This is a genomic window from Alicyclobacillus suci, from assembly GCF_017329615.1.
Classification (GTDB): domain Bacteria; phylum Bacillota; class Bacilli; order Alicyclobacillales; family Alicyclobacillaceae; genus Alicyclobacillus; species Alicyclobacillus suci.
The window spans coordinates 51660-76297 of the sequence record NZ_JAFMTW010000008.1; the positions used below are offsets into that span (position 1 = coordinate 51660).

General features: G+C 49.6%; 24 protein-coding genes. 3 read left to right on the forward strand and 21 right to left on the reverse strand.

Annotation, left to right across the window (positions count from 1 at the left end):
• Nucleotides 1-570 precede the first annotated feature (570 nt).
• The 10 genes from J3482_RS06140 to J3482_RS06185 form a co-directional block, all read right to left on the reverse strand.
• Complete coding sequence (locus J3482_RS06140; RefSeq protein WP_223204324.1) at nt 571-1851, reverse strand: dihydrolipoamide acetyltransferase family protein; 1281 nt, start codon at nt 1849-1851, stop codon at nt 571-573.
• A gap of 23 nt (nt 1852-1874) precedes the next feature.
• Nucleotides 1875-2858 (reverse strand): alpha-ketoacid dehydrogenase subunit beta, encoded by a 984-nt coding sequence (locus J3482_RS06145; protein ID WP_146824795.1) that lies wholly within the window; start codon nt 2856-2858, stop codon nt 1875-1877.
• A gap of 21 nt (nt 2859-2879) precedes the next feature.
• Nucleotides 2880-3800, reverse strand: coding sequence for a thiamine pyrophosphate-dependent dehydrogenase E1 component subunit alpha (locus J3482_RS06150; protein ID WP_146824802.1), 921 nt, complete (start codon nt 3798-3800; stop codon nt 2880-2882).
• A gap of 99 nt (nt 3801-3899) precedes the next feature.
• Entirely contained in the window at nt 3900-4844 is a 945-nt protein-coding gene (locus tag J3482_RS06155; RefSeq protein ID WP_146824794.1) for a sugar-binding transcriptional regulator, read from the reverse strand.
• 93 nt (nt 4845-4937) lie between these two features.
• On the reverse strand, nt 4938-5291 hold the full coding sequence (locus J3482_RS06160; RefSeq protein WP_146824793.1) for a PTS glucitol/sorbitol transporter subunit IIA: 354 nt from the start codon (nt 5289-5291) through the stop codon (nt 4938-4940).
• Between the two features lie 23 nt (nt 5292-5314).
• On the reverse strand, nt 5315-6316 hold the full coding sequence (gene srlE / locus J3482_RS06165) for a PTS glucitol/sorbitol transporter subunit IIB (RefSeq protein ID WP_146824792.1): 1002 nt from the start codon (nt 6314-6316) through the stop codon (nt 5315-5317).
• 34 nt (nt 6317-6350) lie between these two features.
• On the reverse strand, nt 6351-6911 hold the full coding sequence (gene srlA, locus J3482_RS06170) for a PTS glucitol/sorbitol transporter subunit IIC (protein WP_146824791.1): 561 nt from the start codon (nt 6909-6911) through the stop codon (nt 6351-6353).
• A 13-nt stretch (nt 6912-6924) separates the two neighbouring features.
• Entirely contained in the window at nt 6925-7392 is a 468-nt protein-coding gene (locus tag J3482_RS06175) for a transcriptional regulator GutM (RefSeq protein WP_206922190.1), read from the reverse strand.
• A gap of 44 nt (nt 7393-7436) precedes the next feature.
• Entirely contained in the window at nt 7437-8690 is a 1254-nt protein-coding gene (locus J3482_RS06180; protein WP_206922191.1) for an NAD(P)H-dependent oxidoreductase, read from the reverse strand.
• 26 nt (nt 8691-8716) lie between these two features.
• Entirely contained in the window at nt 8717-8986 is a 270-nt protein-coding gene (locus J3482_RS06185) for an HPr family phosphocarrier protein (RefSeq protein ID WP_206918365.1), read from the reverse strand.
• Between the two features lie 292 nt (nt 8987-9278).
• Here J3482_RS06185 and J3482_RS06190 point away from each other — a divergent pair, with 292 nt between their 5' ends.
• From J3482_RS06190 to rpsD, 3 genes are all read left to right on the forward strand, one after another.
• A complete protein-coding gene (locus J3482_RS06190; RefSeq protein WP_146824239.1) occupies nt 9279-9710 on the forward strand; it encodes a hypothetical protein in 432 nt (143 codons plus the stop codon).
• 359 nt (nt 9711-10069) lie between these two features.
• Entirely contained in the window at nt 10070-10501 is a 432-nt protein-coding gene (locus J3482_RS06195; protein ID WP_146824240.1) for a hypothetical protein, read from the forward strand.
• 7 nt (nt 10502-10508) lie between these two features.
• Entirely contained in the window at nt 10509-11114 is a 606-nt protein-coding gene (gene rpsD / locus J3482_RS06200; protein ID WP_146824241.1) for a 30S ribosomal protein S4, read from the forward strand.
• Between the two features lie 642 nt (nt 11115-11756).
• Here rpsD and J3482_RS21525 read toward each other — a convergent pair.
• The 11 genes from J3482_RS21525 to J3482_RS06255 all read right to left on the reverse strand — a co-directional run bounded on the left by J3482_RS21525 (nt 11757) and on the right by J3482_RS06255 (nt 24529).
• Entirely contained in the window at nt 11757-11981 is a 225-nt protein-coding gene (locus J3482_RS21525; RefSeq protein WP_328702665.1) for an SDR family NAD(P)-dependent oxidoreductase, read from the reverse strand.
• A 331-nt stretch (nt 11982-12312) separates the two neighbouring features.
• Entirely contained in the window at nt 12313-13323 is a 1011-nt protein-coding gene (locus J3482_RS06210) for an FTR1 family iron permease (RefSeq protein ID WP_146824243.1), read from the reverse strand.
• A gap of 364 nt (nt 13324-13687) precedes the next feature.
• Nucleotides 13688-14509: a site-specific integrase gene (locus J3482_RS06215; RefSeq protein WP_206922192.1), complete on the reverse strand. Its 822-nt coding sequence runs from the start codon at nt 14507-14509 to the stop codon at nt 13688-13690.
• 384 nt (nt 14510-14893) lie between these two features.
• Nucleotides 14894-15766 (reverse strand): aldo/keto reductase, encoded by an 873-nt coding sequence (locus J3482_RS06220; protein ID WP_146824245.1) that lies wholly within the window; start codon nt 15764-15766, stop codon nt 14894-14896.
• A 146-nt stretch (nt 15767-15912) separates the two neighbouring features.
• Nucleotides 15913-16437, reverse strand: a complete 525-nt coding sequence (gene yjjX, locus J3482_RS06225; protein ID WP_188332345.1) for an inosine/xanthosine triphosphatase — start codon at nt 16435-16437, stop codon at nt 15913-15915.
• Between the two features lie 37 nt (nt 16438-16474).
• Nucleotides 16475-17728, reverse strand: coding sequence for an NRAMP family divalent metal transporter (locus J3482_RS06230; RefSeq protein ID WP_146824246.1), 1254 nt, complete (start codon nt 17726-17728; stop codon nt 16475-16477).
• Between the two features lie 346 nt (nt 17729-18074).
• Nucleotides 18075-18326, reverse strand: a complete 252-nt coding sequence (locus tag J3482_RS06235; protein ID WP_146824247.1) for a serine aminopeptidase domain-containing protein — start codon at nt 18324-18326, stop codon at nt 18075-18077.
• A 44-nt stretch (nt 18327-18370) separates the two neighbouring features.
• Nucleotides 18371-19183, reverse strand: coding sequence for a Tle-like phospholipase domain-containing protein (locus J3482_RS06240; protein ID WP_236017951.1), 813 nt, complete (start codon nt 19181-19183; stop codon nt 18371-18373).
• Between the two features lie 434 nt (nt 19184-19617).
• Nucleotides 19618-21729, reverse strand: a complete 2112-nt coding sequence (locus J3482_RS06245) for a S9 family peptidase (protein WP_206922193.1) — start codon at nt 21727-21729, stop codon at nt 19618-19620.
• A gap of 133 nt (nt 21730-21862) precedes the next feature.
• Complete coding sequence (locus J3482_RS06250; RefSeq protein ID WP_146824250.1) at nt 21863-22102, reverse strand: RING finger protein; 240 nt, start codon at nt 22100-22102, stop codon at nt 21863-21865.
• Nucleotides 22103-22246: 144 nt separating this feature from the next.
• On the reverse strand, nt 22247-24529 hold the full coding sequence (locus J3482_RS06255) for a bifunctional diguanylate cyclase/phosphodiesterase (RefSeq protein ID WP_146824251.1): 2283 nt from the start codon (nt 24527-24529) through the stop codon (nt 22247-22249).
• Nucleotides 24530-24638: the final 109 nt, after the last annotated feature.

A 24638-nucleotide genomic window follows, 5' to 3' on the forward strand; every position in this document is an offset into this window, starting at 1 on the left:
TACTTGCAAGAGAAAATGGAAGCAGTTTTCTGTGGAAGCGGATTCATGAGGTGGTCTAGGTGTATGCAAAAATTATAAGGCTGGAGTGATTACCCATGTTTTAAAAATTTGAGGAAGATAGTTTTTGTTATTATGCCAAATTGGATGTTTTTGTTAAGGGGGAACCGTAGTTGATTTGCGCAAACAGTTGACCACGTGTCTATTCCCTTATATCATGAATTCAATTATCTGAGAGGAGTGAGCAAGTTCATGCGGTTGCCGTCAGGGTGTCTTTTCATGCCTGCAGTCGTTGCCAACGGGATAGGCATGCCTTTTTTCGGAAACCCAGTTAGCATGCTTGCTCTTTACGGTTAGTTTTTCACTGCTATTGACCAAGTTTTTACTTGCCTGCGGAAGCATCCTTGGTGGTACAGGGTACTTCATTTATGCGTTGGCTCAAAATTTTTGGCAGGCAGTCATCGGATTGGTTGTGATGGGCGTATTCGTGGTGATGGAAGTGGTTTTTGGAACTAGAGGGGGCGATGAGATGTATATGCCCCCTCGTCGATTGCGGATTAGGTTTGCTGAGTGTTAAGCGTGTAGCGCGACAAATAGCTCATCTGGGCAAGTAAGGTAATTGGCTACGGTCTGAAGGAATTTGGCCGCATCCGCACCGTCGAGAACACGGTGATCAAACGATAAATTTAGCGTCAACATGGGGCGAACCACGATGTTTCCGTTTTCGACAATCGGCTTTTCGATAAGTGAGCCGACGCCAAGAATCGCAACTTGTGGCAAGTTGATAATTGGATTGAACGACTCGATTCCGAACATTCCTAAATTACTTATTGTGAATGTCCCGCCTTCGAGATCGTTCGGTGCCATTGTCCCGTTTCTTGCCTTTTTGACAAGCTGAGACGCTTGCTCCGATAACGCCAAAATCGATAACGTGTTTGCGAAATGGATAACTGGTACAAGCAGCCCCTGCGGTGCAGCGACCGCCATTCCGAGATGAACAGAATGATGTTCGATGATTTCATCCTTAGATGCCCACGTGGCATTTACATTTGGATGTTTCATCAATGCATGTGCAGTGGCAAATAACACCATGGTGTTCAATGACAGATGAGCGCTCGTTTGTTCTTCAACCATCGGCATCAACCGACGACGCAACTCGATGGTTTGTGACACGTTTATCTCCCGCACTACGGTGACGTGGGGAGCTTCTGAGACGCTGGTCGCCATTCTATCGCCCACCATTTTGCGGAGACCACGGTATGGCACACGCGAGAAAGAGTCCAATGGCGTAGCAGTCATTGGATTATCTTTAGGATTCACATGTACGGATGATTCCGTCTGCGACGTTGTACGTGATACGATTCTACGTTCAGCTGGCGTGGCGGTTGAACAAGAGGGGCGTGATATCGCGAACGCCTCGACATCTTCTCGCTGAATTCGGTTGTTTGGCCCAGTACCCTGTACGTCTGTCAACAAGATACCTAGTTTTCTCGCTACAGCGCGTGCAGCTGGTGTCGCGCGGACTCGGGTCGCGACAGGCTTCTGCAGATGAGGCGCAGCATGCGTTTCGGGATGATTCGAATCTGCCGATACAGCCACGTTAACTGACTCGTCTGGGAGGGGTTCGTCGGCATCACCAATGTATGCGATGACGTTCAGAACGGGGACCTCCGCCCCTTCTTCATAGAGGCGCTTGCGTAGAACTCCGTCCACGTAAGATTCAACATCTATGTTGATTTTGTTTGTCATCACTTCAAGGAGTGGCTCGCCGGCTTCTACCCAATCCCCTTCGCGTTTATACCATTGAAGAATGGTGCCCATTTCTTGCGTCATCGCTAGTTTAGGCATGGTCACTTCGTTCAAGCGTTTTCCCTCCCCTACGCTTTTTGCATCATGTTACGAATCGCTTCCACGATGTCTTCCACCTGCGGGACAGCATGTCGTTCCAGTTCCGGGCTTTGCGGAATCGGCACTTCTTTTCCACCTAATCGAATAATCGGGGCGTCTAAGAAATCGAATGCTTCACTCTCCGCTACTAAGCTAGCAATCTCGGCACCATAGCCCCCACGTTTGACCGCTTCGTAGACGACTGCGCACCGACCGGTCCGCTTGACTGAGCTGACGATTGTTTTGATATCCAGCGGCACTAATGTTCTCGGGTCAATGATTTCAACCTGAATGCCGTCCTTGGCTAACAAATCAGCCGCCGTAAGCGATTTCTGGACCATGATGCCCGTTGACACGAGCGTAACGTCACTTCCCGCTCGTTTGATGTCGGCCTGTCCAAGGGGGATGGAATAGAGTTCTTCGGGCACGTCTGCCTTGGTTGAGTACAGTAATTTGTGTTCGTAAAAAATCACCGGATTGTTGTCGTCTATGGCGGCCTTTAATAGGCCCTTGGCGTCGTAGGCGTTTGCTGGCTGCACCACTTTTAATCCCGGCACGTGTGCAAGCCAGGCTTCTAAACTTTGGGAGTGTTGCGCGGCCGCACCTGTTCCTGAGCCTCCTGGCGCCCTTACAACCATCGGCACAGAGGCCTTTCCACCGTACATATACCGAATCTTGGCGGCTTGATTGACTAATTGGTCCATCGCGATGGTGACGAAGTCTGAGAATTGTAGCTCCATAATTGGGCGCATCCCAGTTAATGCAGCACCAATGGCTGCACCCGCAATGGCGGCTTCGGAGATGGGTGTATTGCGAACGCGTTCTGGACCAAACTCCTCAATCATGCCGCGCGTGACGCCAAATGCGCCACCGTAAACGCCAATGTCCTCCCCAAGAATAAACACGCGTTCATCTTCGCGCATCACTTGACTCATTGCCTCGCGGATTGCTTCTTGATATGTGATTTCTCTCAAATTGCTCACCCCTTTGGCTGATCAATGTGCGTATACATCCTCTTCTAACATCTCAAGTGTCGGGTATGGACTATTTTCTGCAAAGGAAACCGCTCGTTCAATTTCCATTTTGGCGCGCGCCTGTATATCGTTCAGTTGTTCTTCCGTCGCGATTCCTTCATCTATTAATCGACTTTTGAAACGTGCAATGGGATCTTTGGCCTTCCAAGCTGTCTCCTCTTCCCTGGTCCGGTATTTCCGTCCATCACTCTTCGAGTGTCCTTTCCAACGGTAGGTCTTGGCTTCGATGAGGGATGGACCCGCGCCGGAGCGGGCTCTGGCCACTGCACAAGCCACGACGTCATAGACTGCTTCCAAGTCGTTTCCGTCGACCACATGACCCGGCATTCCGTATGCCACGGCTCGGTCGGCGATATCCTGGATTCGAAACATTTCTTTAACAGATCCCGACATGCCATATTGGTTATTCTCACAAAAAAAGATCACTGGAAGGTCCCAAATGGCTGCAAGATTCAGCGCTTCGTGAAAACTACCTTCGTTTGTTGCGCCATCGCCAAAAAAACATAGAACGACGTAGTTTTCTTTCATCATATTCGATGTGAGCGCCGCGCCAACCGCGATTGGAATTCCGCCTCCGACAATGCCGTTTGCACCTAAGTTGCCTTCTTCTAAATCGGCGATGTGCATGGAACCTCCCTTGCCTTTACAGTAGCCTGTGACACGCCCCATCAGTTCGGCCATCATCTTGGAGACGTCTGCGCCTTTGGCGATACAATGTCCGTGGCCGCGGTGCGTGCTGGTGATCTTGTCTGTTTTCATAAGTGCTGCACACGCGGCGACCGGTGTCGCTTCTTGTCCGACGCACAAATGGGTTGTACCGTGGATGAGCCCTTTCGCGAACATCTCATCGACTTTTTCGTCAAATAACCGAATTAACCACATTTGATAATAGAGATGCAATACGTCGTTGCCGTTCCAATCTCGCTTTGCCAGCGGTATAGACACTAGAATCCTCTCCTTTGTCTGTCGTGTCTCCGTGCGTTACGAATCGAGTTCCAATAATTTTTCAGCCGTTGGATAATCTGTCACCAGCACCCGAATGATACGGCCCGTCATGGCTGCGTGAATGGCTCTTACTTTGTCCTCTCCCTGCGCGACACCAATCACCATGGGAATGTTTCGGAGTGATTCAATGGATATCGCAATCACGCGCTCATTCCAAGAGACGTTACAAGCTTCTCCACGTTCGTCAATCAACGTGTAACAGACATCACCAATGACTCCTTGTTGGTCGAGCGCTCGGGAATCATCCACTGCGAGGTAATTCTGAACCATGGTAGAATTTTCAGGTTTTCCACCAATGCCGACCAACGCGATGTCCGCGCGTTCTGCGGACTCAAGAACTTCAGAAATCGCGGACTGCTCTAAAAATGTCGCTTTTGCCTCTGCAGTATCGACAACGACTGGCGCGTGAAGGAGTTTGACATCAGCGTCCAAAGCTCTTGCTATCTGTACGGAAATTTGATTGGCGTGGATGTCAATGAGTTCATCCCCAACGCCTCCAACCATCGGCACAACCGTGAAGTTTTGCAGATGCATATACGGCATTTGATTTGCGACTTCGTGAAGTGTCGTGCCGCCCGAGACCGCGAGTGTCTGGTTTTTTTTCAAAATGCGTGATAGGTATCGGCCAGTGGCCTGCCCCAAGCTGCGCTTGACGGCAGGAGTTGGGGCCTCGGGCACAATAATCGCTTCACGGAGTTTGTACTTTCGCTCAAGTTGCTTTTCGATGGTTGCGTACGGATAGGCTAACTCATCTCGAATCCGAATTTGAACAATGCCAAGTTCTCTGGCTTTTGCCAAATACTTTGAGATGAGTGGACGGGACACGCCGAGTTGTTCGGCGATTTCCGCTTGAGTTGCATTGTCGTCGTAATACATATGTGCGATTTTGACCAAGACTCTGGTGTCATCTGAATAAGCCAACTTAGAACCTTCTTTTCTTGTTCTGAATGTCCCTACTCTATAGAAGGGTGTCACAGGTAATTCAAAACCGACCGTTCTTTGCGTGCATCCCGCTCAGCGGATTTCAATCGTCATACCTAGTTCAAGTTTTGGCCAACGATAGGGTTGGACGTATACCGCGCCTGGCAGAATTTCAACAGGTGGCTCAGAAAAATATACCGAGATATGCCCAAGCTCTGCAAAGTTACTGGCCGCTTCCGTGCCCACAAGTGTAATGCTGTAAACTTGATCACCAAGTAATAAGTGATGGTTCGGTTGAAGCAGCGTTCCATCAAACGCGATTTCTGATTCGTGAATAATGGAAATATCCCGTAACTCCTTTGGCGCCTTTGGACCAAAAAATACAATGACGCCCTCATCTTCAAACTGTAGTGCCATTTCTCCAATTTGGGTAACTACGGACTTCATTTCTCACACCTCATTCATATCGTTCAGTACATTCCAAACCCTGCAAAATACGCCAAGATAACGGAAGCTACACCTGTAAACAATCGACTATATAAAACCGCGGGAACCCCATACTCAATCGTTTCTGGCTTTGCTTCCCCAAGTGATAATCCGACGGGCACAAAGTCACAACCAACTTGACCATCAATTGCAAATAGTGCAGGTAGCGCATAGAAAGGTGAAATTGCCTTTGCACCAATTTGCGCGCCAACCAGGACGCCGATGATTTGTGCAATGACGGCTCCGGGGCCGAGAATGGGTGACAAAAACGGGAGTGTACAGATAATGACCAGTACAATGAGTCCCCATAACGAGCCCGCAAGTGGAACGAGGCCATGCGCTAACAATTTACCAAGCCCTGTATAGTTAATAATACCTTCTAACATGGCTACAAACGCCATAAAGGGAAGAATATTTCGAATTAGGATATCGACGGAGTCTCGCCCCGCTTGGTAGAGGGTGCCAATTAGTTTACCCAGCGCTCGAGATACGGCCATCAGCCAACTGCCGCGGCCGCTCGTGACCGGCGCAGTGTACTGTGCTGCGCGACTCCAACCGTCAGACGCCTGTGGCGTGGTGACTTCTTCAGACTCTGCGGCAGCCGCCTTCTCTACAGGCGTGTCAGACGTCACTTCGACATCCCGTACTGTGACGCCCGACACGAAAATGTCTTCCGTAATAAATTTTGCAAGCGGCCCTGAAGGAGAAGACGGTAAAACATCTACGGTAGGAATGCGCTTCATGGGATATACGCCAATTCGGGCAGTACCACCGCAATTGATTACGACGCACATCATTTCTTCCTCTGGCACGGATTTGGTGAATCCATCCACTGGTTCGGCACCAGATAATTCAGCAATGCGTTGCGCCACTGGATGGATTCCCCCTCCTGTCACGCTGACGACTTTGTTTCGATTGCCTTCTGGTTTGAGGATGAGTCCATTTCCCCAGCCACCTGACCCTTTGCTAATTTTTACGGTCGCCATATATAGCCCTCCAATTCATGAGAATCACATGATTTCACAGCGTACTGGACGCGCGTGTAACGACTGCGCCCGTTTTCTTTTCGAGGCGATTCGCCAAAATGTTTGTAATGCGCTCGGTGACCACACCGCGAATGAAAATCACGACAATGCCGAGCAAAAAGTAACGGACGGCGAGTGGACCAATGGAATAACCAGCTTTTTCAACTCCGTTTGCAATCCCTAGCCAAACGAATAGTTCGCCAGCGTTTGCATACGGGAAGAAAGCGGTTACGGGATGGACAAACGATACTGCGGAATCATAAAAAGCTGGTTTTTGTCGTTCTGGCAAGAAGCGTCCAAAGGTGTATGCCATCGGATTAGTCAAGATTAAGACAGAAAGAATCGGCATTAATGTATACCGTAGAATGAGATACTTGGATGCAAACTGCACAGCTCGATACGTTCTGTCTTCACCAATGAGTTTTATGACCGTGTTCGTGAACGTTAAAAGCACCACTAGGGTGGGAATGATGCCTGTTACGTAGCTCATAAATACTTTTCCACCCGCGTCAAACAGTCCGATAAAGTGTGAACCTAGCCATTGGATGACTTCCATTTCTATGACCTCCTTATGGTATCGCCTTTTGCGTACGAAGCCCGTGACCTGCTTGATGACGCTTTTCCGCGTAGGAACGTTGGGCGTTCTCGACAATCATCAGGAGCGCCTTCGCCTGCGATTTTTGCCTCGCGCTTACGCCCCGTTTTTGGACGAGGATGTGGTTGGCCTCTTGCCCGATTTCACCGAGCATTTTTCCAACTTGGCCGGGAAACGGTTTGAATTTTGCGAATACACTGATTCCGGAAAGAACTTCACAGCGGTGTACAACTTCGTGCTGGTCGATAATAGCGATAACAATTGCCCCCCTCCCGAGCGCTTTTCGGCACACACCAGAGAATAGGGCGTATTGCGCTTGGCCTTGATACGCGATGACCAGTTTTCGCATGGTTTTGCGATAATGTTGAAGCTGAAACCAAGTCAGTATATATTGCAGAATCCAAGCACTTCCGACGAGGATGATTAGATTGCCAGTATGCATACCATCAACACCCTTCAACGCGTTATCTCGGCATTATTTGGTCATTACTCGGTTGGAAACAATTTGTCTTGAAGGGAGCGCAAGTGCCAAACTGTCGTCGTTTGATCTAATTCGACGTCCTCGTAGGTGATAAACGTCCCTGTAGCGATGTGCCGTTTCGCCCGTGCTTTCGGTGAAATGAGACCGATTGGGACGTGTCCAGCTTTGGTTGCATGGACGTGTTCCTCAATGACTCCCCGCACCGTGTATCCGCCGATTCCATCTAGCGCATCCCCCGGGGCCATATCCCGTTTCGCGACGGCCACTGTTTCAGAGACTGGGCCGCCAATCGGCGCGATAGTTGGTTCTTGCAAGAGTGCAGCGCGAGCGATGGAAATGGGTGTTTCTAAGCTGGCGAGATGAAACGGGCGATAAAGTACGTAATATGGGCCGTCTCCAACAGAAAGATACTTGAGTTCTTCAGTGACTTCGGCTAAGTCACTCGAGACGATGACGAACACGCCAGGCGCGAGGCCGTGAACGTACTCAACGACACCTTGCCGACTTAGGCATCCTCCTTCCTCGACGAGGCGGAGTTTTTCAGTAACCGTTTTCAAATCTGCAGAGACTCCATGCATGCCCGTTTTGTCAGGAAGTAATCCTGTGGCGTTACTCAGTAAGTTCATCTCAGCCATCGTCTTTGTTCCGTCTTGAAAAGCAGCTAACATGTGTGGATTCATGTGCTTGCGTTCCGCTTCTGTCCGGCACAAATCTGGATTGGACAATGGAATAAAAGGGTTGTTTTTTCCTTTTCCGGCAACAACGACTTCGAGCCCCATTGTTTTGGCAAATTCAAAGAGTTCGAGCGTTACTGCCGGTTCGTCACCGGCTGCGCCCGTATAAACAAGGCCCGATGATTTGAACCAAGAGGAGAGTATCGATCCCACTGTCACATCCATCTCCACATTGAGAAGCACGAGATGTTTGTGTTCTGCAAGCGCGATCAGTGCAACGTTTGCGCCTACTTCCGGAATGCCAGTCGCGTCGACGACAACATCGACGTCTGGGTGACCAATCACTTTCTGGAAGTCGGACTCCACCATTACGCTCGGATGTGGAGTTTTCGTATAACGGCAATACGCGTCAACCGCCTTTTGTGCGGCTTCTTGGTGAATGTCACATACGGCGCGAACCTGCATCCCAGGGATTTTCGAAATTTGTGCAATCATGCCCCGCCCCATTTGCCCCGCGCCAATGACCGCAACGCCAATTCGCTCGCCTGCTTGCTCAAGTTTTTGCAATGTTTGATAGATAGACATTCTGATTTCCTCCTTCGCATGGGTGCTTAGATGTGTATCTCGTGTTCAGACAAGAGCATTTTGGATAACTCGGAAATAGCCAAGTCTTCATCGATGCCGCTCGCTTGCAGTGTGATTTGAGACCCCTGTGTTACTGCTAATCCCATCAATCCAAGAATGCTTTTTCCGTTTGCTTTTCGCCCATCTTTAACAACGAAGATGTCCGACACAAATGTATCCGCTTTCTTCACAAACATTGAGGCAGGTCTGGCGTGTAACCCTTGTTCCAAGTGCACTTGTAATGTCAATTCCTTCATATGTTTCCTCCTTTGTCGTGGACGCTGTAATTTGGTTACCCATCCACTTTTATCATTTGATAATGCGTGATACATTTGTTAAAACGATCATACGGAGGTAGCTTTAAAATGTCAAATGATTTTTAATTTATAAATATTGACACAAGCATAAAAACGGTCGATGATAGCTTCATTAGAGACAGCGCACGTGAAGAATTTTGATGGAATGTACGACAAAATTGAATGAACAGAGCGTCGGTGCGGATATCATACGCATGACGGGACGGGCGGTCCTTTATGGAGGTGGTTGCAGATGAGTCGGTTTCGAACCTACGGAATGTTGGGTCTTGGTGTGATTTCTCACGGAAAAGACAAGGTGTCGGGAAAAGTGAAAAAATGGAGCGGCATTGTGCGAAATCCTCAACTGCGTAGATCATGGGAAGCTGAGATGGCTAAACGCGGTGAAGCGGCACGTACTGCTATTTCGTCGCACTTTCTGAAAGCTGCAGAGTGTGTTGGGATCAAACGCGCTGCTGACGCGTTGCCACACAGTTATCATCTTGGGGATACGGTACATTTTTACGCGTTGGACACGAGCGAAAAAGTTGCGGGGACAATTGTGAGTACGCAAATTGAACCTTCGAATACCTATTTTCTTGTGAAAGCGGTTTCCGGTAAGCATAAATCGAGGATTTATATCTGCAAAGATTATGGAGACGTGATTTTAGGGGATTCCGAATTATAAACCTCGACGCGTCTGAGATGTCCGTTCGTTTCGGATTTGATTGTAGGATGCATCGACCTAGCAATGTTTAGGGGATGACTCAAACCGACGTAGTACAGTGGTTGAGTCATCCCCTATTGGATTCTTTTCCCCTTTTCCGTTATCTGTTCTTTAAACTAAGTGCCATCGCCGGAATATATCCTCGTGTGATGTGCAGCAATGACGGGTTTACGACGGGTTTACGAAATGAAGCAGCAGGGGTGCGAAAATTAAACTTGACTAATGGAGTCAACATTGGTTTTATTATAGGTGTTAGCAAAAACTAATTTAACTGATTAGATTGTGCTAACAACTCGTCTGCTGATCAAAGGAGTGGGAGAATGGATTTGATATGGCAACGAGAAGTGGAACGATGTGTACAGCGCACCTTATGTAGCGACATGAATTCACGTCTTTACACGCTTCCTTCTGCGAAGGTATTGTCCATCAAACAGTGTATAGACGATGTATTCAATCAAATCCGTTTTTCATCTGACGTGGTTTGTGAAGTGATGGCGAGCCGCGAAGATGAAATTTCAATTCGTGCAGTTGCGTATGTAAAAGTCGGAAAATCGTTTCGGCCCATTCTTCTCTCCGATTCCGTGGAGTCCTGTAAAGACATGACGGCCAGAGACGTAGTGGCCCTTATCTGCGCGTTCTTTGAAGAGGTGGAGTACGAACTAATCTGCTTGACTGAAGAGAACGTACATATTGCAACGGTTCAAGATCTGCAATTTGCATGGTCCACAAATGAATTACCAAAGGAGATGTAATGAAACTATGTCAAGAAGAACGGGTGCAAAACACAAACTTTGCCGGACTGCGGGAGAAGCCCTTTGCGGCTCACCTAAGTGCCCGGTTCATAAGCGCCCTTATCCCCCGGGGCAACACGGACCAACGAAACGCGTCAAGCGCAGTGAGTACGGCGTGCAACTCCTGGAGAAACAAAAATTGCGCCATATTTATGCAGTTCAGGAAAGACAATTCCGCCGCTATTATGACGAGGCAGCGCGGCGACCTGGAGTGACCGGCGATACACTGATGACCATTTTGGAAACGCGTTTAGATAACGTGGCGTATCGTCTCGGATTCGCCAATACCATCGATGGCGCGCGTCAATTGGTGAATCACGGGCATATTGCGGTCAATGGCCGACGGGTGGATATTCCGTCGTATCGAGTTCATATTGGTGACGTGATCGGATTGACGGAGAAAGGCGCCAAACTTTCAATTGTCAAAGAGAGTTTGGAACGAACGATTTCACGACCGCCTTATCTCACCTATGATGAGGCGTCGACGACGGGTACGCTTGAGCGAATCCCGGCTCGTGGTGAGATTCCAGTGTCGGTCAATGAGACGCTGATTGTCGAATATTACTCGCGTTAAACACATCATCTCCGGAGTGTGGGATGGACATGGGTGAACAACATTTTGAGACGGTTGTTTTCTCTAAATCGAATGGCATCCAAAACCAATTGTCTCTCCATGACTTACGCCGTGCAGTAGATGGTCAACAAATCAAAATTGTTAATATTACGCGGCATCAAGATCAACTCCGAGTGACGTTTCGCAGATTGCTCAACTCGCCTATCGATTTCAAGTGAGTTTTGTGTGCTTGACACGGAACGCTGCTCAGATCTGGTGTTTAATTTCATCGCCATGATCTGAGCGGTTGTTTCTGTGAAGCTGTGACGCACTTGATTCGTTTTAAGTTGTGTTTTGTTGTCCCCCCTTCCTGCTTCACCGCATAATCTATCGTGGTTATGATTGTTGTGCCCCCATTATCCGCTCCATCAAGCGAACGACCGTTTTCCGTGGAATGAGCCGATGAAGTTGTGCGGCCCAATAGTTTCCCCCTTCTACAATATAACTTTGCCCCGTTCAATTCCCCGAAAACCCGCTTGGACTACCTTTTCAGGCTTTTCAGGCGTCGAACATGTCGTCCCGCCTGCTGCGGCGTAAGAACCAGCGACATCAAAGAAATTTGTTTGTGTGGCGCCCGGACACCATGCGAGAAATCGGACTCCCTCATGCCGGTACTCCGCCCATAGTGCCTCTGTGAATGACTGAATGACAGTACAAATGCTTTGGTCGCGGCGTATACAGCCCCAGGGTCGGTGCTGGTTGGAAAGCGGCGAGCGAGGCCACGAGCATCACGTGGCAACCTTTCGCAGCTAACGCATTGGCATAGGCTTTTCCAATGCCTCCTGAAGCGCCCGTTACGAGTGCTATTTTCCCCCGATAATTAATCATTGCACGATCCCCCTAGGCACCGAAAGGTTAGATGTTCTACGGATACACTGGCTGTTTATAAGATGGTTCTGCCAACTAGAATCCATACTACGGCAATGAAGATAAACCGTATCTCCTTGTGGATGTTGCATATTGTTTTGTTTGCCACCACCCGAATGATTCGTGGAGTCTCCGAAGGCATGTAAAAATCCCATGTTTCCAGGTGATGATGACAAAGTCATCAGCCATGGCAGACATGGGATTCTACCGCGCAGGTCACATTAAGGGGGTGTGAAATGCGCTACAGCGTATGCAATGTATGTAGTCGACGGTCACTTTGCATGGTTGCTCATCAATTTTCTGCAGGTTCCAAGTTAGAAGCTGCATTTGTCGTAGACGGCGTTGTCCGGCGCGGTTTGAATTTTTCACTGCGTGCCGCATAGAACGATCCGATGACAAACACAGCGGCAGCAATTTGCGCAATAATTGTTTCCCAGTTATTGAAAATGGAGAACCACGTACCAGCCCAATCTGGGAAATTCACGGACAAGCTATGCGTCGGAATCCAGTTCGCCAACTGCATTTCATTGACCTGCTCCCCAACCATAATTTCAAACACCACACCAAGTAAGATGCCTGTAAACACGAGCATTTTCTTGTAAGGTAGCCGTTTATGTGCAAGGAAGGTGAAGTACCCAGTTAAGAGAATAAGAACCATGCCGAACGCTGTACCGAGGACGACATTGGCCGTGCCACATTGCTGCCGAATACTTTGGAGGAAGATATCTACTTCAAATCCCTCGCGATACACAGAGGCCAATCCCAAGATAACCAAGCCCTTGTACGCGGTTGATTTTGCGACTTCCGCGCTAGCAGTATCAGAAGACTCGATGGATTGAATCAGTTCTTTTTTCTTCCGGTTTTGAAATGAAATCCAACCGGTCCAGTAGATGCGATGGAAAAACCAGTTCATTACGATGAGCAGTACGACAATCGCCAATAATCCAGTTGCCGCTTGCACACTGTTTTCCGTAGCCGTCGTCGTGACGAGTGCTAAGATACCCACCAATACGAACCAGGTAGCTAGTGTGGCTAGGAATCCGATACCTGCTCCGCCGGCAATGGGTTTCCAGTATACTTTTTGAGTCCGAATTAGTCCTGCGATGACTGCCGATAGAACTAAGATGCATTCCAAACCTTCGCGATAGACCAGGACAGCGGTATCTACAATGCCGGCGGTTGGTGAAATGCCGTGTGCGGTTGGGTCCGGATTCCCCGCTGAAGTAATCGCCTGCCACACGAGAACTGCAATGACTACGGCGCCGCCGAGACAAACAAGGCTGGTTCTGAGTGCACGACTCATTGCCCATATCTCCTCCTAAATATATCAATCTTTCGGATAGTCACGAAATGGCGACATTCCCGACTTGATACATGACTAAAACAGTCATGTATCATGGAGCTTATATTACGATTAGTTCGAACTAACGTCAAGAGTTAGTTCGAACTAATTTATAAAAATTTCGTCGGGCGCAATGGTTCAGCCAATGGAGGAGAGATAATTTGATACCCGAGATGTCGCCGGCGTCGGAAATCAGAAGCGAGATAACCCTCCGCGTCAGCAATGTCATCAGGGACGGTCGGTTGTTTGACGACCGGGGCGCCTTGAGTTCGAATGAGGAAGTTTCGAGCGGCCGCTGCGCTCAAATCTGTTTTTATTTTACCACCTACAAACCCAAGTAGTTGGTCAACGTATCGTCCCAGAGATTGGCTTCTCTGATGTACTCGTCGAGCATGGCTCGGCTCTTGTGGCCCGTCTGGTTCATGATGACGTGCGCGTCCGCTTTGTTTCGAGCGCCTTGCGTGGCAGCTCCTGCACGCAGACTGTGACCTGAGTATTCATGCGCGTTCGGCAATCCTGCACGTCGAGCCGCGTCTTTGACGATCAGTGCCACCATCTGTGCCGATAATCCCTTGTCTGTGATACGCCCTTGTGGCGTGAATCGGCGGAACAGCGGGCCCGCAGAGATACCCGTTCTTTCAATCCACTCCTGTAAGTTGCGGACAGGGCAGGTATCCAGGCGCGTTCCATAGCCAATGGCAATTTTTCGCCCAACGCCCATCTGATCCGTTTTGCTATACCGGAGCAGGATTTCCACACCATTTCGTACGAATTTGACGTCTTCACACTGCAAACTGACGATTTCTGATCTACGAAATGAACCTGCGTAGCCAATCAACAAAACCAGTCGATTGCGAAGCCCTAAAAGTGTGTCGGGCTGGACGGCGACCATCGCTCGGATATCCTCGATTAACGTCGCCGCCTTTTTGGTAACCCGTTCACGCTTCTTGTCGTTGCGAATTCCCTTCCAGACTCGTTTGACTGCGTGGGATTCTGTTGGCACGTCCTCGATTCCACGTCTTCGATGCATTTCTGCAATTGAGGTCATGTGCCGCCGAATGGTACTCCTTTTCCTTCCGACCATCGCTAAATAAGAAATATATCGGCCTACTGTGACATCGTCGGCAGGAAACGGATTTAACTGCATCGATTCACACCAAGCAATAAATTGCTTCCAATCTTTCAAATAACTCGTTCGAGTGCTTTTTGAGTTAGCGGATTCTAAAAAATATCTGAGTGAGTCATCTATTGTATCTAATGTTTCTGAATTAGATAGTGTATTTTCATGCCCATAATTTGTTATGTAATTTACGTCCATTAATAACACCTACTGTTACTATCGATAACATCTAATTATCGCTAGTAATGATTTGTAAATAAAACCCACTTCTAAATGTGGGTTTTTAATCTAATTGAGGATGATATCACTAAATGACCATTATTTGATGGATTCCATATATTCCTCAGCTAATGATTTAGACAAAATAGGATTTGTCGCCCGAGTTTATCTCGGGCGACAATAAATGGAGAGTCAACTTTGAACGGCGTTCTCGAGTGTTTTGAAATCCTCGTCGCTCAATTTGATACCCGCTGCTGCGATATTTTCTTCCAAGTGGGACAAGGTGGATGTACCTGGAATCGGCAACATGACCGGGGAGCGCTTGAGCAACCATGCCAAGGCAAGTTGCGATGGCTTCACATTGTGTTGCTTGGCCAATGCGTCAAGCGGGCCACCTTCCTTAGCCAGCTCGCCGGTCGCCAGTGGGAACCAAGGTATAAATCCAATGTTGTTCGCTTCGCAATACTCGAGCAACGGTTCAGCATCTCGATTCGCGACATTGTACAAATTTTGTACCGTGACAATGGTCGCGAATTCGCTGGCTGCTTTCACGTCGTCAATCGTGACCTCACTCAAGCCGATGTGGCGAATTTTACCCTCTTTTTGCAGTAAGGCGAGTTCGCCAATTTGATCCGCGAGCGGAACCTTCGGGTCAATCCGGTGCAATTGCATCAAGTCAATGCGCTCAAGGCCCAGATGGCGCAGGCACAGCTCAACTTGTTGCCGCAAGTATTCCGGGCGGCCGACCGGGCGCCAGTCGTTCGGGCCGCATCGCGTTAGACCCACCTTCGTTGCAATCACCAGGTTGTCCGGGTATGGGTGCAAGGCCTGTTTGATTAATTTTTCTGCGACAAAGGGGCCATATGCATCCGCTGTGTCGATCAGCGTGACACCAAGTTCCACGGCGCGGCGAAGAACGCGGATAGCTTCGTCCGGATCTTTCGGGTCACCCCAGACACCGGGACCTGTCAACTGCATTGATCCATAACCTAACCGATTGACTGGCAAGTCACCGCCAATCGAAAACGACCCTGATGCTGCAGCAGTCACATGATTCGTGCTCATATGTATTCCTCCCCATAAGGCGTGTAATATTAGTCTACTCTATCTTGGTCACCACTCCAAATTTCCATGTGCCTGCTGCGCACCTGATTCCAGACGACAGAATATATGTTATGTAAATTATAGTGTGTCGATCCGGTGCGAAACATCTACACACTTTCCCCTCGACGCAAGTGCGTGGATAGCGCACAAATGGTGGCATCCCGGAACATGTGTGCGCGGGTGATCTGACCATTGGTGAGAATGCCGATGGTTCCCTCCCCTTTTGCGATATGCTTACCTCCTGCCCATTCGTCGATGACATGCCCTAGCTCACGACCGCGGCGCACTTCGATAGCCACTTCGTCTGGCAAAAGAATTTGGACACCTGCACCGACGCTGACAAAGCCATCGCGACTGACGACTGCTGCCCAGTTGCACAGGAGGAGTCCGTAGGGGCCTTCCTCGACACCGCCTTCGAGTCCAACAGCGTAGTCGACCGACGCCAACGCGATGGCGTGGCGAGCCCGATTCACTGCGCCTTTCATCGTTTCTTCGTTCGAAAACGGTTGCTCAGATACGTCAGACGGGACGGTTTCACCGTGCATCTGCGCGGGGATTCCAAGCGCCTCAAACGCGCGCGCGACCGCCTCAATTTTGGCAGGATTCTTAGACCCTACTATCACGTTTATCATCCAATGAACCTCCCTGAATCACACTTTTGGCCATCGATTAAAAGATGAGTTGGATACCCATATAGACACCGAACAACATGATGACAAGCGAGATGATCCACACGATATATTTGTAGATTCCCCGCATCCGCCACGCCTTTGGCAGCACCTTTGCTTCAAGTAGTAGCAAAAAACCTAGTACAATCGGTAAAAGTAAGGCATTCATCACTTCCGTATCCACCGCGAGATTGACTAGATTGATGCCGCTGAAGACGAGAAACGCACCCCCGATATGCGCGAGCGAGTAGATGAGGTAAAACCACTTGGCGTCTTTCACTTTGTTATTGACACTGTGCCGAAAACCAACCACCTCACCAATTCCCCACGCGCCGGCGAGCGACACGACGAGCGCAGCGACAAAACTAGCACCGAGCATCCCCAGCCCGAAAATGACCTTGGCACCCGTTGGGCCCAAAAATGGAAGTAGCCCCTGCGCGATATCAGCTACGGTGTTGAGAGAACGTTGTGGATTGTGTAGGCCTACGGTCGCGGCAATCATGATAACAACCGCAATCATCACAACCTGCGTCAAAATAGACCCAGCGAACGTATCCCAGCGGGCTGACTTGAGGTGGCGCATCGTCAGTTTTCGGTCGACGACAGCCGATTGTTGGTAAAAGATCATCCACGGCATAATCACCGCGCCCACATTTGCGGCTAACAGAAACACATAACTGTGGTTGTCAAGGGGGATGGTCGCCAGTCCGTGTAAAAGTTGGTGTCCACTTGGATGAGCCATCACAGCTGCAGGTACCAGCAAAAGTTCAAACAGCCCCATCGCAATTCCGATCCGCTCGACGCGCTTGTAGCTTCCAGTCAATCCTAACAAAATCAGGATGATGGTGGCTGCGGACACACTGTATTTCGGAGAGATGCCGAATAGTTCACCAACGCCCGCAATTCCGCTGAACTCGGTCACAAGTGCCCCGATTGCCGAAAGGAAAAGTGTTGAAACGGAGAAAATCGCCCATTTTTGACCAAAGCGTTCGCGGATTAACTCGCCGTGCCCCTTGCCTGTCACGACGCCCAAGCGAACAGTAATCTCTTGAACCAAATAGACAATTGGAATCAGAATGAGTTGTGGAAGAACCATCGCGTATCCCCACGCGGCTCCGGACTGCGCTGCGGTGATGATACAACCTGCGTCCGTGTTTGCCAGCATGACAATAATGCCTGGGCCGAATATGCCGAGCATCCAAAATAACCGCTTCAGCGCGCTTTGGCCTGTGATGTTTTGGGTCATAGAGTCCATGTATCGTAACCTCTTATCTACGTATCTACGAATTCGAACGCGTGAAGATACGCAGTTAGTTTACTCTAACCAGAAAGTAAGTGACTAGAGGGAGCTGTCGAATCCGGTCGGGTCGATGTATCTGTTGTCAGGTGCGAAACATGTCGTACATCGAAGCGGTTGTGAGGGAAAATCCGCAGTCGCGGTCGCTGAGGTAGAGATCTGCCTCGTGTTCGTCGCGGCTCAGCCAGTCAAAATTTGTTCGGTTCGGCCGAAAAGGCGATTGTACGTGCCAAAAATCAGCCATGTCAAAACGACACTGGTTGCAGTAGGGCCGCGAATTTTGGCATATCGTTTAGCCAGCCACTTAGTCAAGTGTAAGACGGGTCCTTCGGGCCTGTTGCTTCCATACAAAATACATGTGACCCCGTTGATTATATCCATAAACGAGATATCCGGCCTTCGCCAACTGCTCGGCAAACGCTTGGTAGCGAAGAATGTGTTCACCGATTCCATGAAGAATGACGCCGACGCCGACAGGGGACTGATGCGGTTCAGGCGTCCAACAACACCCGATAAGCGTTCGGCGACCTATCTGGTAGGTTATTTTCTCCATCATCAGGACTCCTCCTTTGCAGGTCGGTCCACGACAATGGGCACGGGTTAAGCCTTGTCAGTTTGCGCTTGGACCTTCCCGTAAAAGTAACCATAGAAGTCAAACATCTGATGTTTGTCATACAAGGACTCATTTGGCGTGCCATCTTGAATTCTGATTTCGGAGCCCAGTGATGACCCATAGTGGCTAAATATATCACCTTGGAATCGATAATCCTTCACGCGTTGCGCGTCTGTCGGATTCGGGTGAAAATTCGTGCCAATGGAGTCGAATACGGTGGCACCTTCAACCTGCCATCCAGCGTATTTGTGGACGTATTGAAGGTACATGTATTGCGCCAGCCACCCGCCCATGGAGTGTCCCGTAAAAATAATGTGATAATCTCCCGTCGGAAGGCTTTTGCGAATGTGGTTCACAAATTGCTCGGCTGGAAGTTCTTGATTTACAATCGGTGGGACATCTAAGTAAATTCCCGCGTCAGAAACGAGATCTTCAACGTCATTTGTACCGCGAAACGCGATGACAATGGTGTTGCCCTTTTGGTATGCCACCCCGTAAAAACCGACGTATTGTTCTTGATTATCCGTGGCGACAATCCGCCAACCGGACAAGTCGGAAAAAAAGTACTGATTTGCTTGTGTGGACGAAAGATGCCAGTCCTTTTGATTCACCAAGGCCACCTGTTTGTAAATGCCACTTGGCCCTTGGCCACGTGCCGCCAGTTCGCCAAGCGAGTGAAGGCTCTCGTGTTGGTATGGACTTAAATTCGAATAAGACAAGTCCGACATTTTCATCAGCACGCCGTCATAAACGCCTCCAGTGTAACTTGTGGACGCATGAGTCGCACTGGCAGGCGCCATCGTTTCATTCCCCACGACTGCGTTTACGGTGATAAATCGAAAAGGAATGATAAGGAGTACGCTGGCAATTGTAGAACCAACGACTCGTGTCCAATATACGGAACCCTTCATGCAGTACTCATACACCCTTTCAGAGGTCACTCTGCAAAGCGGCTACATCGTGATTGATACCATATTATAGCATACTGCGTCAGTTTGCCGTGTATCTTTTTGTATCCATGTTTGGAATCTGTACGTGGACGTGCGCACGGGGACGCAGGAGGCGCGCTGATGAGGCGTGGGTTGGCATGATTCACTACATGCGCTCGCTTGGTTTGCGATGTGGAGTCAAGCGAGCGCTAGATGGCAGGGTGGTCGTACCGAATGGTTTGTCCGTCATCATGTTGTGCGAACATCAGATGGAATTACCAGCACCGATGCCTTGAGTCGGCCTCTTATTCATTTGGCAAGTGCTCGTCGATATAATCCAAAATCGCTTCTAAGCGTTTGATTCGAAGTGAGGGTTTACCATTCCTGGACAGTCCATGACTTGCGTTCGGGATGCGGACAAGTTGCGTTTCCTTTCCTTGGCTCCGAAGCCACGTGTAAAACTGCTCGGCCTGTTCCATCGGACATCGTAAATCATTTTCTGAATGCAGTAACAACAGGGGCGTTGCGACATACTGCGCGTATTTCAGCGGAGACATCTCCCAAAGTTTCGTTAGATTATTCTTTGCGTTTTCAACGAGTTGCGATTCCACGAACAAGGGGCCAATGTCTGAGCATCCATAAAACGAAACCCAATTGGAAATCGAGCGTTGCGATACTGCCGCAAAAAATCGATTGGTGTGCCCAACCAACCAATTTGTCATGAAACCACCGTAGCTGCCGCCTGTCACGGCTACCCGTTTTTTGTCGAGGAAGTCAAATCTCTCAAGCGCGGCGTCCAGGCCGTTGATGACGTCGGCTGCGTCCTGTTCACCATAGTGATGACGCACCGCGTTGACAAAGGTCTGGCCATAACTCTTTCCCCCACGGGGATTGGTATAGACAATCGCATAGCCGTTTGCGGCAAACCACTGCATTTCGTGGAACATTGCGTAGCCATAATTTAATTGAGGTCCACCGTGGATTTCGAGAATCACTGGATAGGTTTTTCCGGCTTGGAACCCGGCTGGCCGCATTACCCAACCTTGCACCCACCAGTCATTTGCGGAACGGTACCAAAAAGGTTCAGGTTCACTGACTTCTACCGTTTCTAGCCAAGTGTCGTTTGGTGCGTAAATGGTTTGCTCCGTTTCGAGGAAGTCCGCCGATGGCGTCACTTCATCCATTCTGCCTTCCGGCGTTCTCGCTGCTCGACCAGGATATGTAGGCTCTCGATGTAGCGCATAGCACACCATGCGGCTGGGGTTGACGGCGGTGGCGTATGCGAACACCAGGGTCGTATTTGCGAGACCAAACGCATAAATGTCGCGCGTCCCCCCTGCGACTATTTCTCCTTGTGGCGTCGAACCGTCGAGATGGAACCGAACGATTTCCCCACGCCCCTCGCGCGTCGAGAGCACGTAGATGTGACGCCCATCTGAGGACCACGTCAGTGAACGGTCGCCAGTATCTGCCCGCAGATCCGACAAATTTGAATTGGTTAGGTCATCTGGGAAAGACTCAGTAAGATGTGCGCGGACTTCGCCGTTTGAACTGAATACATACAATTTCAGGTGTGTAGCCGACTGGTAGATGTTGAATGCGTCATCATATACGAGGGCCGCAAGCGCGCTGCCGTCCGGGGAAAATTGCAACTCGTGGAAAATGAACTGCTCTGACACCAAAGAGGTCTCGCCAGAAATCATGTCGTACCGATATAAGTCGGCGTACCACCATTCAAATTCTCGATTTCGCCCTTTGGTAAAATAAAGCGATAGACCATCTGGTGCGACCGCGAAAGTACGAATGTCTTGGTCTCCGTGTGTGAGTTGAGTATGCAATCCGCTGGCACAGTCGATGCGCACAAGCTGAGCGTATCGCAGTTGCGATAAACCCGCGCCGTCGCGTTTGTAATAGAGTTCGTCGTACCGCTTCGGAGTGTCCGCCCAGTTCTTGTTTTCTTTTTCAATCATTTCCTTGGCTTCGGATGTTGTCATCTCCGCAGGAAAGACCTCTATTTGTGCGTTTTTAGATGCCGGCACCAGCGCGTAGACAGATTGACCATCCGAGGACCACCGTAGTTGCGAGATACCGTGACGAAACGCTGTGATGCGAACAGCTTCTCCGCCAGTCGACGGAATAACCCAGAGTTGTTTTCCAAACGCCCGATTGCTGATGAATGCAATTTGCGAGCCATCTGGAGACCACACTGCCGCATGATTTGACTTGCCCGCCGTCGTCAGTGGTTTGACGTATCTTGTCGTTAAATCTGCGTACATGAGTTGTACTTCGTAGCTATCTTCCTGGATGGATGTGGTTTGCCGGGAAAATACAGCACGTTTCCCATCCGGAGAAATTTGAATGTCGCCGACTAGCGTAAAGTTTGCAAAGTCATCTACTTGACATCGCCGTTTCGTCATCGCGGTTACCTCTTTCCACCTACTGGTCAGGAAATTCTCATGTTGCTGTTTCAATTATCGAAATATTCCTCTTGCCGTAAAAGGTTGATTTAAATCGGTGCGATAATGTCTGGCGCACACGCTCTCGCATGTGCTACACGTGAAATTTGCGTGTCTTCGAGTTTAGTCTGTCGGTAAGCAGTTGGGAATTCAGGTAATCGCGCGGACTGATAGTGGGGGTTGTAACTGTACTCTCTGCAGCAAATGTGAGGAAAAGCCGTTTTGGCTTGCCGAACTGTTCGATAACCTTCGCTTTGGACATGCCATGTCGCTCGACACAGTGAATAGACGTGAGTTCTTGTAACAGTTCTTTGCATATTGGACAAGTGACCACCTAGCATTCCTCCTTATCGCCTGTTGGGCAATCGGATAGCGGATAGGAACTTTCAGTGATATCAAACAACTTTAGTGTATCGAAAACCCGGACAAAAATGTATTAATTTCTCGTAATTTTTTTGCGTATCGAACAAATCTATGGTCATGGATCCCTTCTTAATTCATTTTGGGAAAAATTTTGAATGCTTTCACACACAATTTTGTTACCCAAACCATCTTTTGCCATTTGTTTCAATGCGCCCGCATAAGCAGATAGCGTCTCTAGGCTCTGCGTGATATGTGGTGGTTCACAGACAAGTATCGAGATGGATAAAGTCAGACCCTCTGACTCAATCATTTCGCCACTACGACTACGAATGTGCCATAGGCGTTCGCGACTATTTGGCAAGAGCCGATGGACTTCTTGTGTAAACTGCGCTTGAATAGCTGTGGCCAGTTCCTGGTGATATCCAGGTTCTGTCACCACGATAAAATCGTCGCCGCCGATATGTCCCACAAACGCTTCGTGCACCGGCGCGTTGTGCACGACATCCTTCAGAACATCGGCGAGACAGCGAATCATCTGATCTCCCTTTTGAAAGCCAAAGGCATCGTTGAACCATTTGAAATGATCGAGATCGATATAAAAAATACAGAAACCGTCGTCCGATGAAATTCGGCGGGACAATTCGACATCAATGCGCCGATTCCCTGGCAGTCCCGTAAGTGGATTGGCGTCCCGTGCCAATTCCAACTGCGCGTTGGTGATGGAACTCAAAATCAGTTGAATGCTGCTTGCACCCATTAATTTGCCATCGCGGGTCACAATAATGAGGTCATAGAGTGTGTCCGCATTTCTCGCCATCGACAGTACGGACGCGTTTTCCACAGACACCGATTCATCCAGAATCAGCGGCTGGTGGTCCATGACTTGGTCAATCTCCCGGTTCCAAAACAGCGAGACGCCATATTTGGTGGCTAGTTTGCGAAATAACTTTTCTCGCATCACCAGTCCCAGGGGGTGCGATTGGTCGTCTACGACGACGACACCTGTCACCTGATCATTCTGGTTGAAAAAATTGACGATTTCACTGGCTTTGACCGTTGGTCCAAACGTTTTTGTCGGTTGCGCAATGTCGCCAATGGTCGTGGTCACATGCACATGCGCCTTGTCTGACGTCATTGCACGCCGGATGTGCGTGCGTGCCTGTTCAGAGATGGCGACAGGCTCTGCAGCGGGCCTGCCAAGGCAGTATCCTTGACCATAGGGCACGCCCATCTCCGTCACGCTCACAAGTTCTTCGTACGTTTCAATGCCTTCCGCAATCACGCGCGAATCACAAGCCAAAGCGGCATGACATAGCGCTTTGAGTAAGGCTTCCTTGGTCTTGTCCATATGAACGCCAGCAACAAGACTTCGGTCAATCTTGATAAAGTCAGGCTGCACCTCTGCAATCGTCTGTAGACTCGAGTAGCCTGCGCCAGCATCGTCGATGGCGATGAGATAACCTTTTTGCCGATATCGCTGGATAGCTTTGCGAAACGCGTTAAAATCGTCAATTCCCCGCCGCTCAGTCAACTCCAATACGATGTCGTACGGCTTTAATGCGCGGCGCTCAAGGACGGAGAGGACTTGTTCAATGCCCGCGTGATTTCCGAAAAACATCGAGGCATGAATGTTGAGAAAGAGCTTTTGGCTTTGGTGAAGTGGTTGATAATGAAGGATAGCCGAGCGCAGCGCGACTTCTTCCAATGCTTCTAATTGCCCCTCGCGCTCGGCAAAGTCGAACAACTGGTTTGGCGACGCAAATTCGCTGTGTTCCGGCGTCCTCGACAACGCCTCGTAGCCAAAGGCCTCCCCAGTCCACAGGGAGACGATTGGCTGATAGACGGGTTTGATGCGCCCGCGACTGATAATGTCGACCAAGGCTGCTTGGCGCGTCCGGTGATTCGTGTTATCGTCTGACTTCGCTGCCATGAGCGCGCGAACCATGCCCTCGTAAACGAGGTCTGTGGGATTCATTGTGCCATCTGGTCGAATCACCGCGGTACCGAAGTGGAAGCGGACGTTTTCACTTGTATCGCTAGACGCCTGCGTCAGGGACGCCACTAGGTCTTGGTGGAGGTGAATCGCCGCTTCGTATAAACGCGTCGATAAATTTCCATCCGGCACGATGAATTGTACCGCGATAAATACGTGTGTCGAGACGGTTTGTACTGCAAGGATTGAACAGCCAGCGACAAGGCGCACCCCACCGAGTGCCCGCTGCAAGTCGATATGTCCGCCCCAGAGGCCTGCTTTCGCCTCTGTTTTGGTATCGATATCGAGAAAAATCATCCCTACCGGTTGGCGCGTTATGAGGTCTAAAAGCGCGTCGTCAAAGAAGAGGGACACCGCCCCCTTCGCTCGGAAAGGAAAGTGCTTGAAGCGGGTTCGGACCACCATACGGAAAGCCTCCTAAACGATCTCGCTGCCCATTCTACAAAACGCTTGCAAAGTTTGTGTAAAGGTTGTGCTAAATTTCGTATCGTAGGGTGGGTTCCGAAAAGTGGCA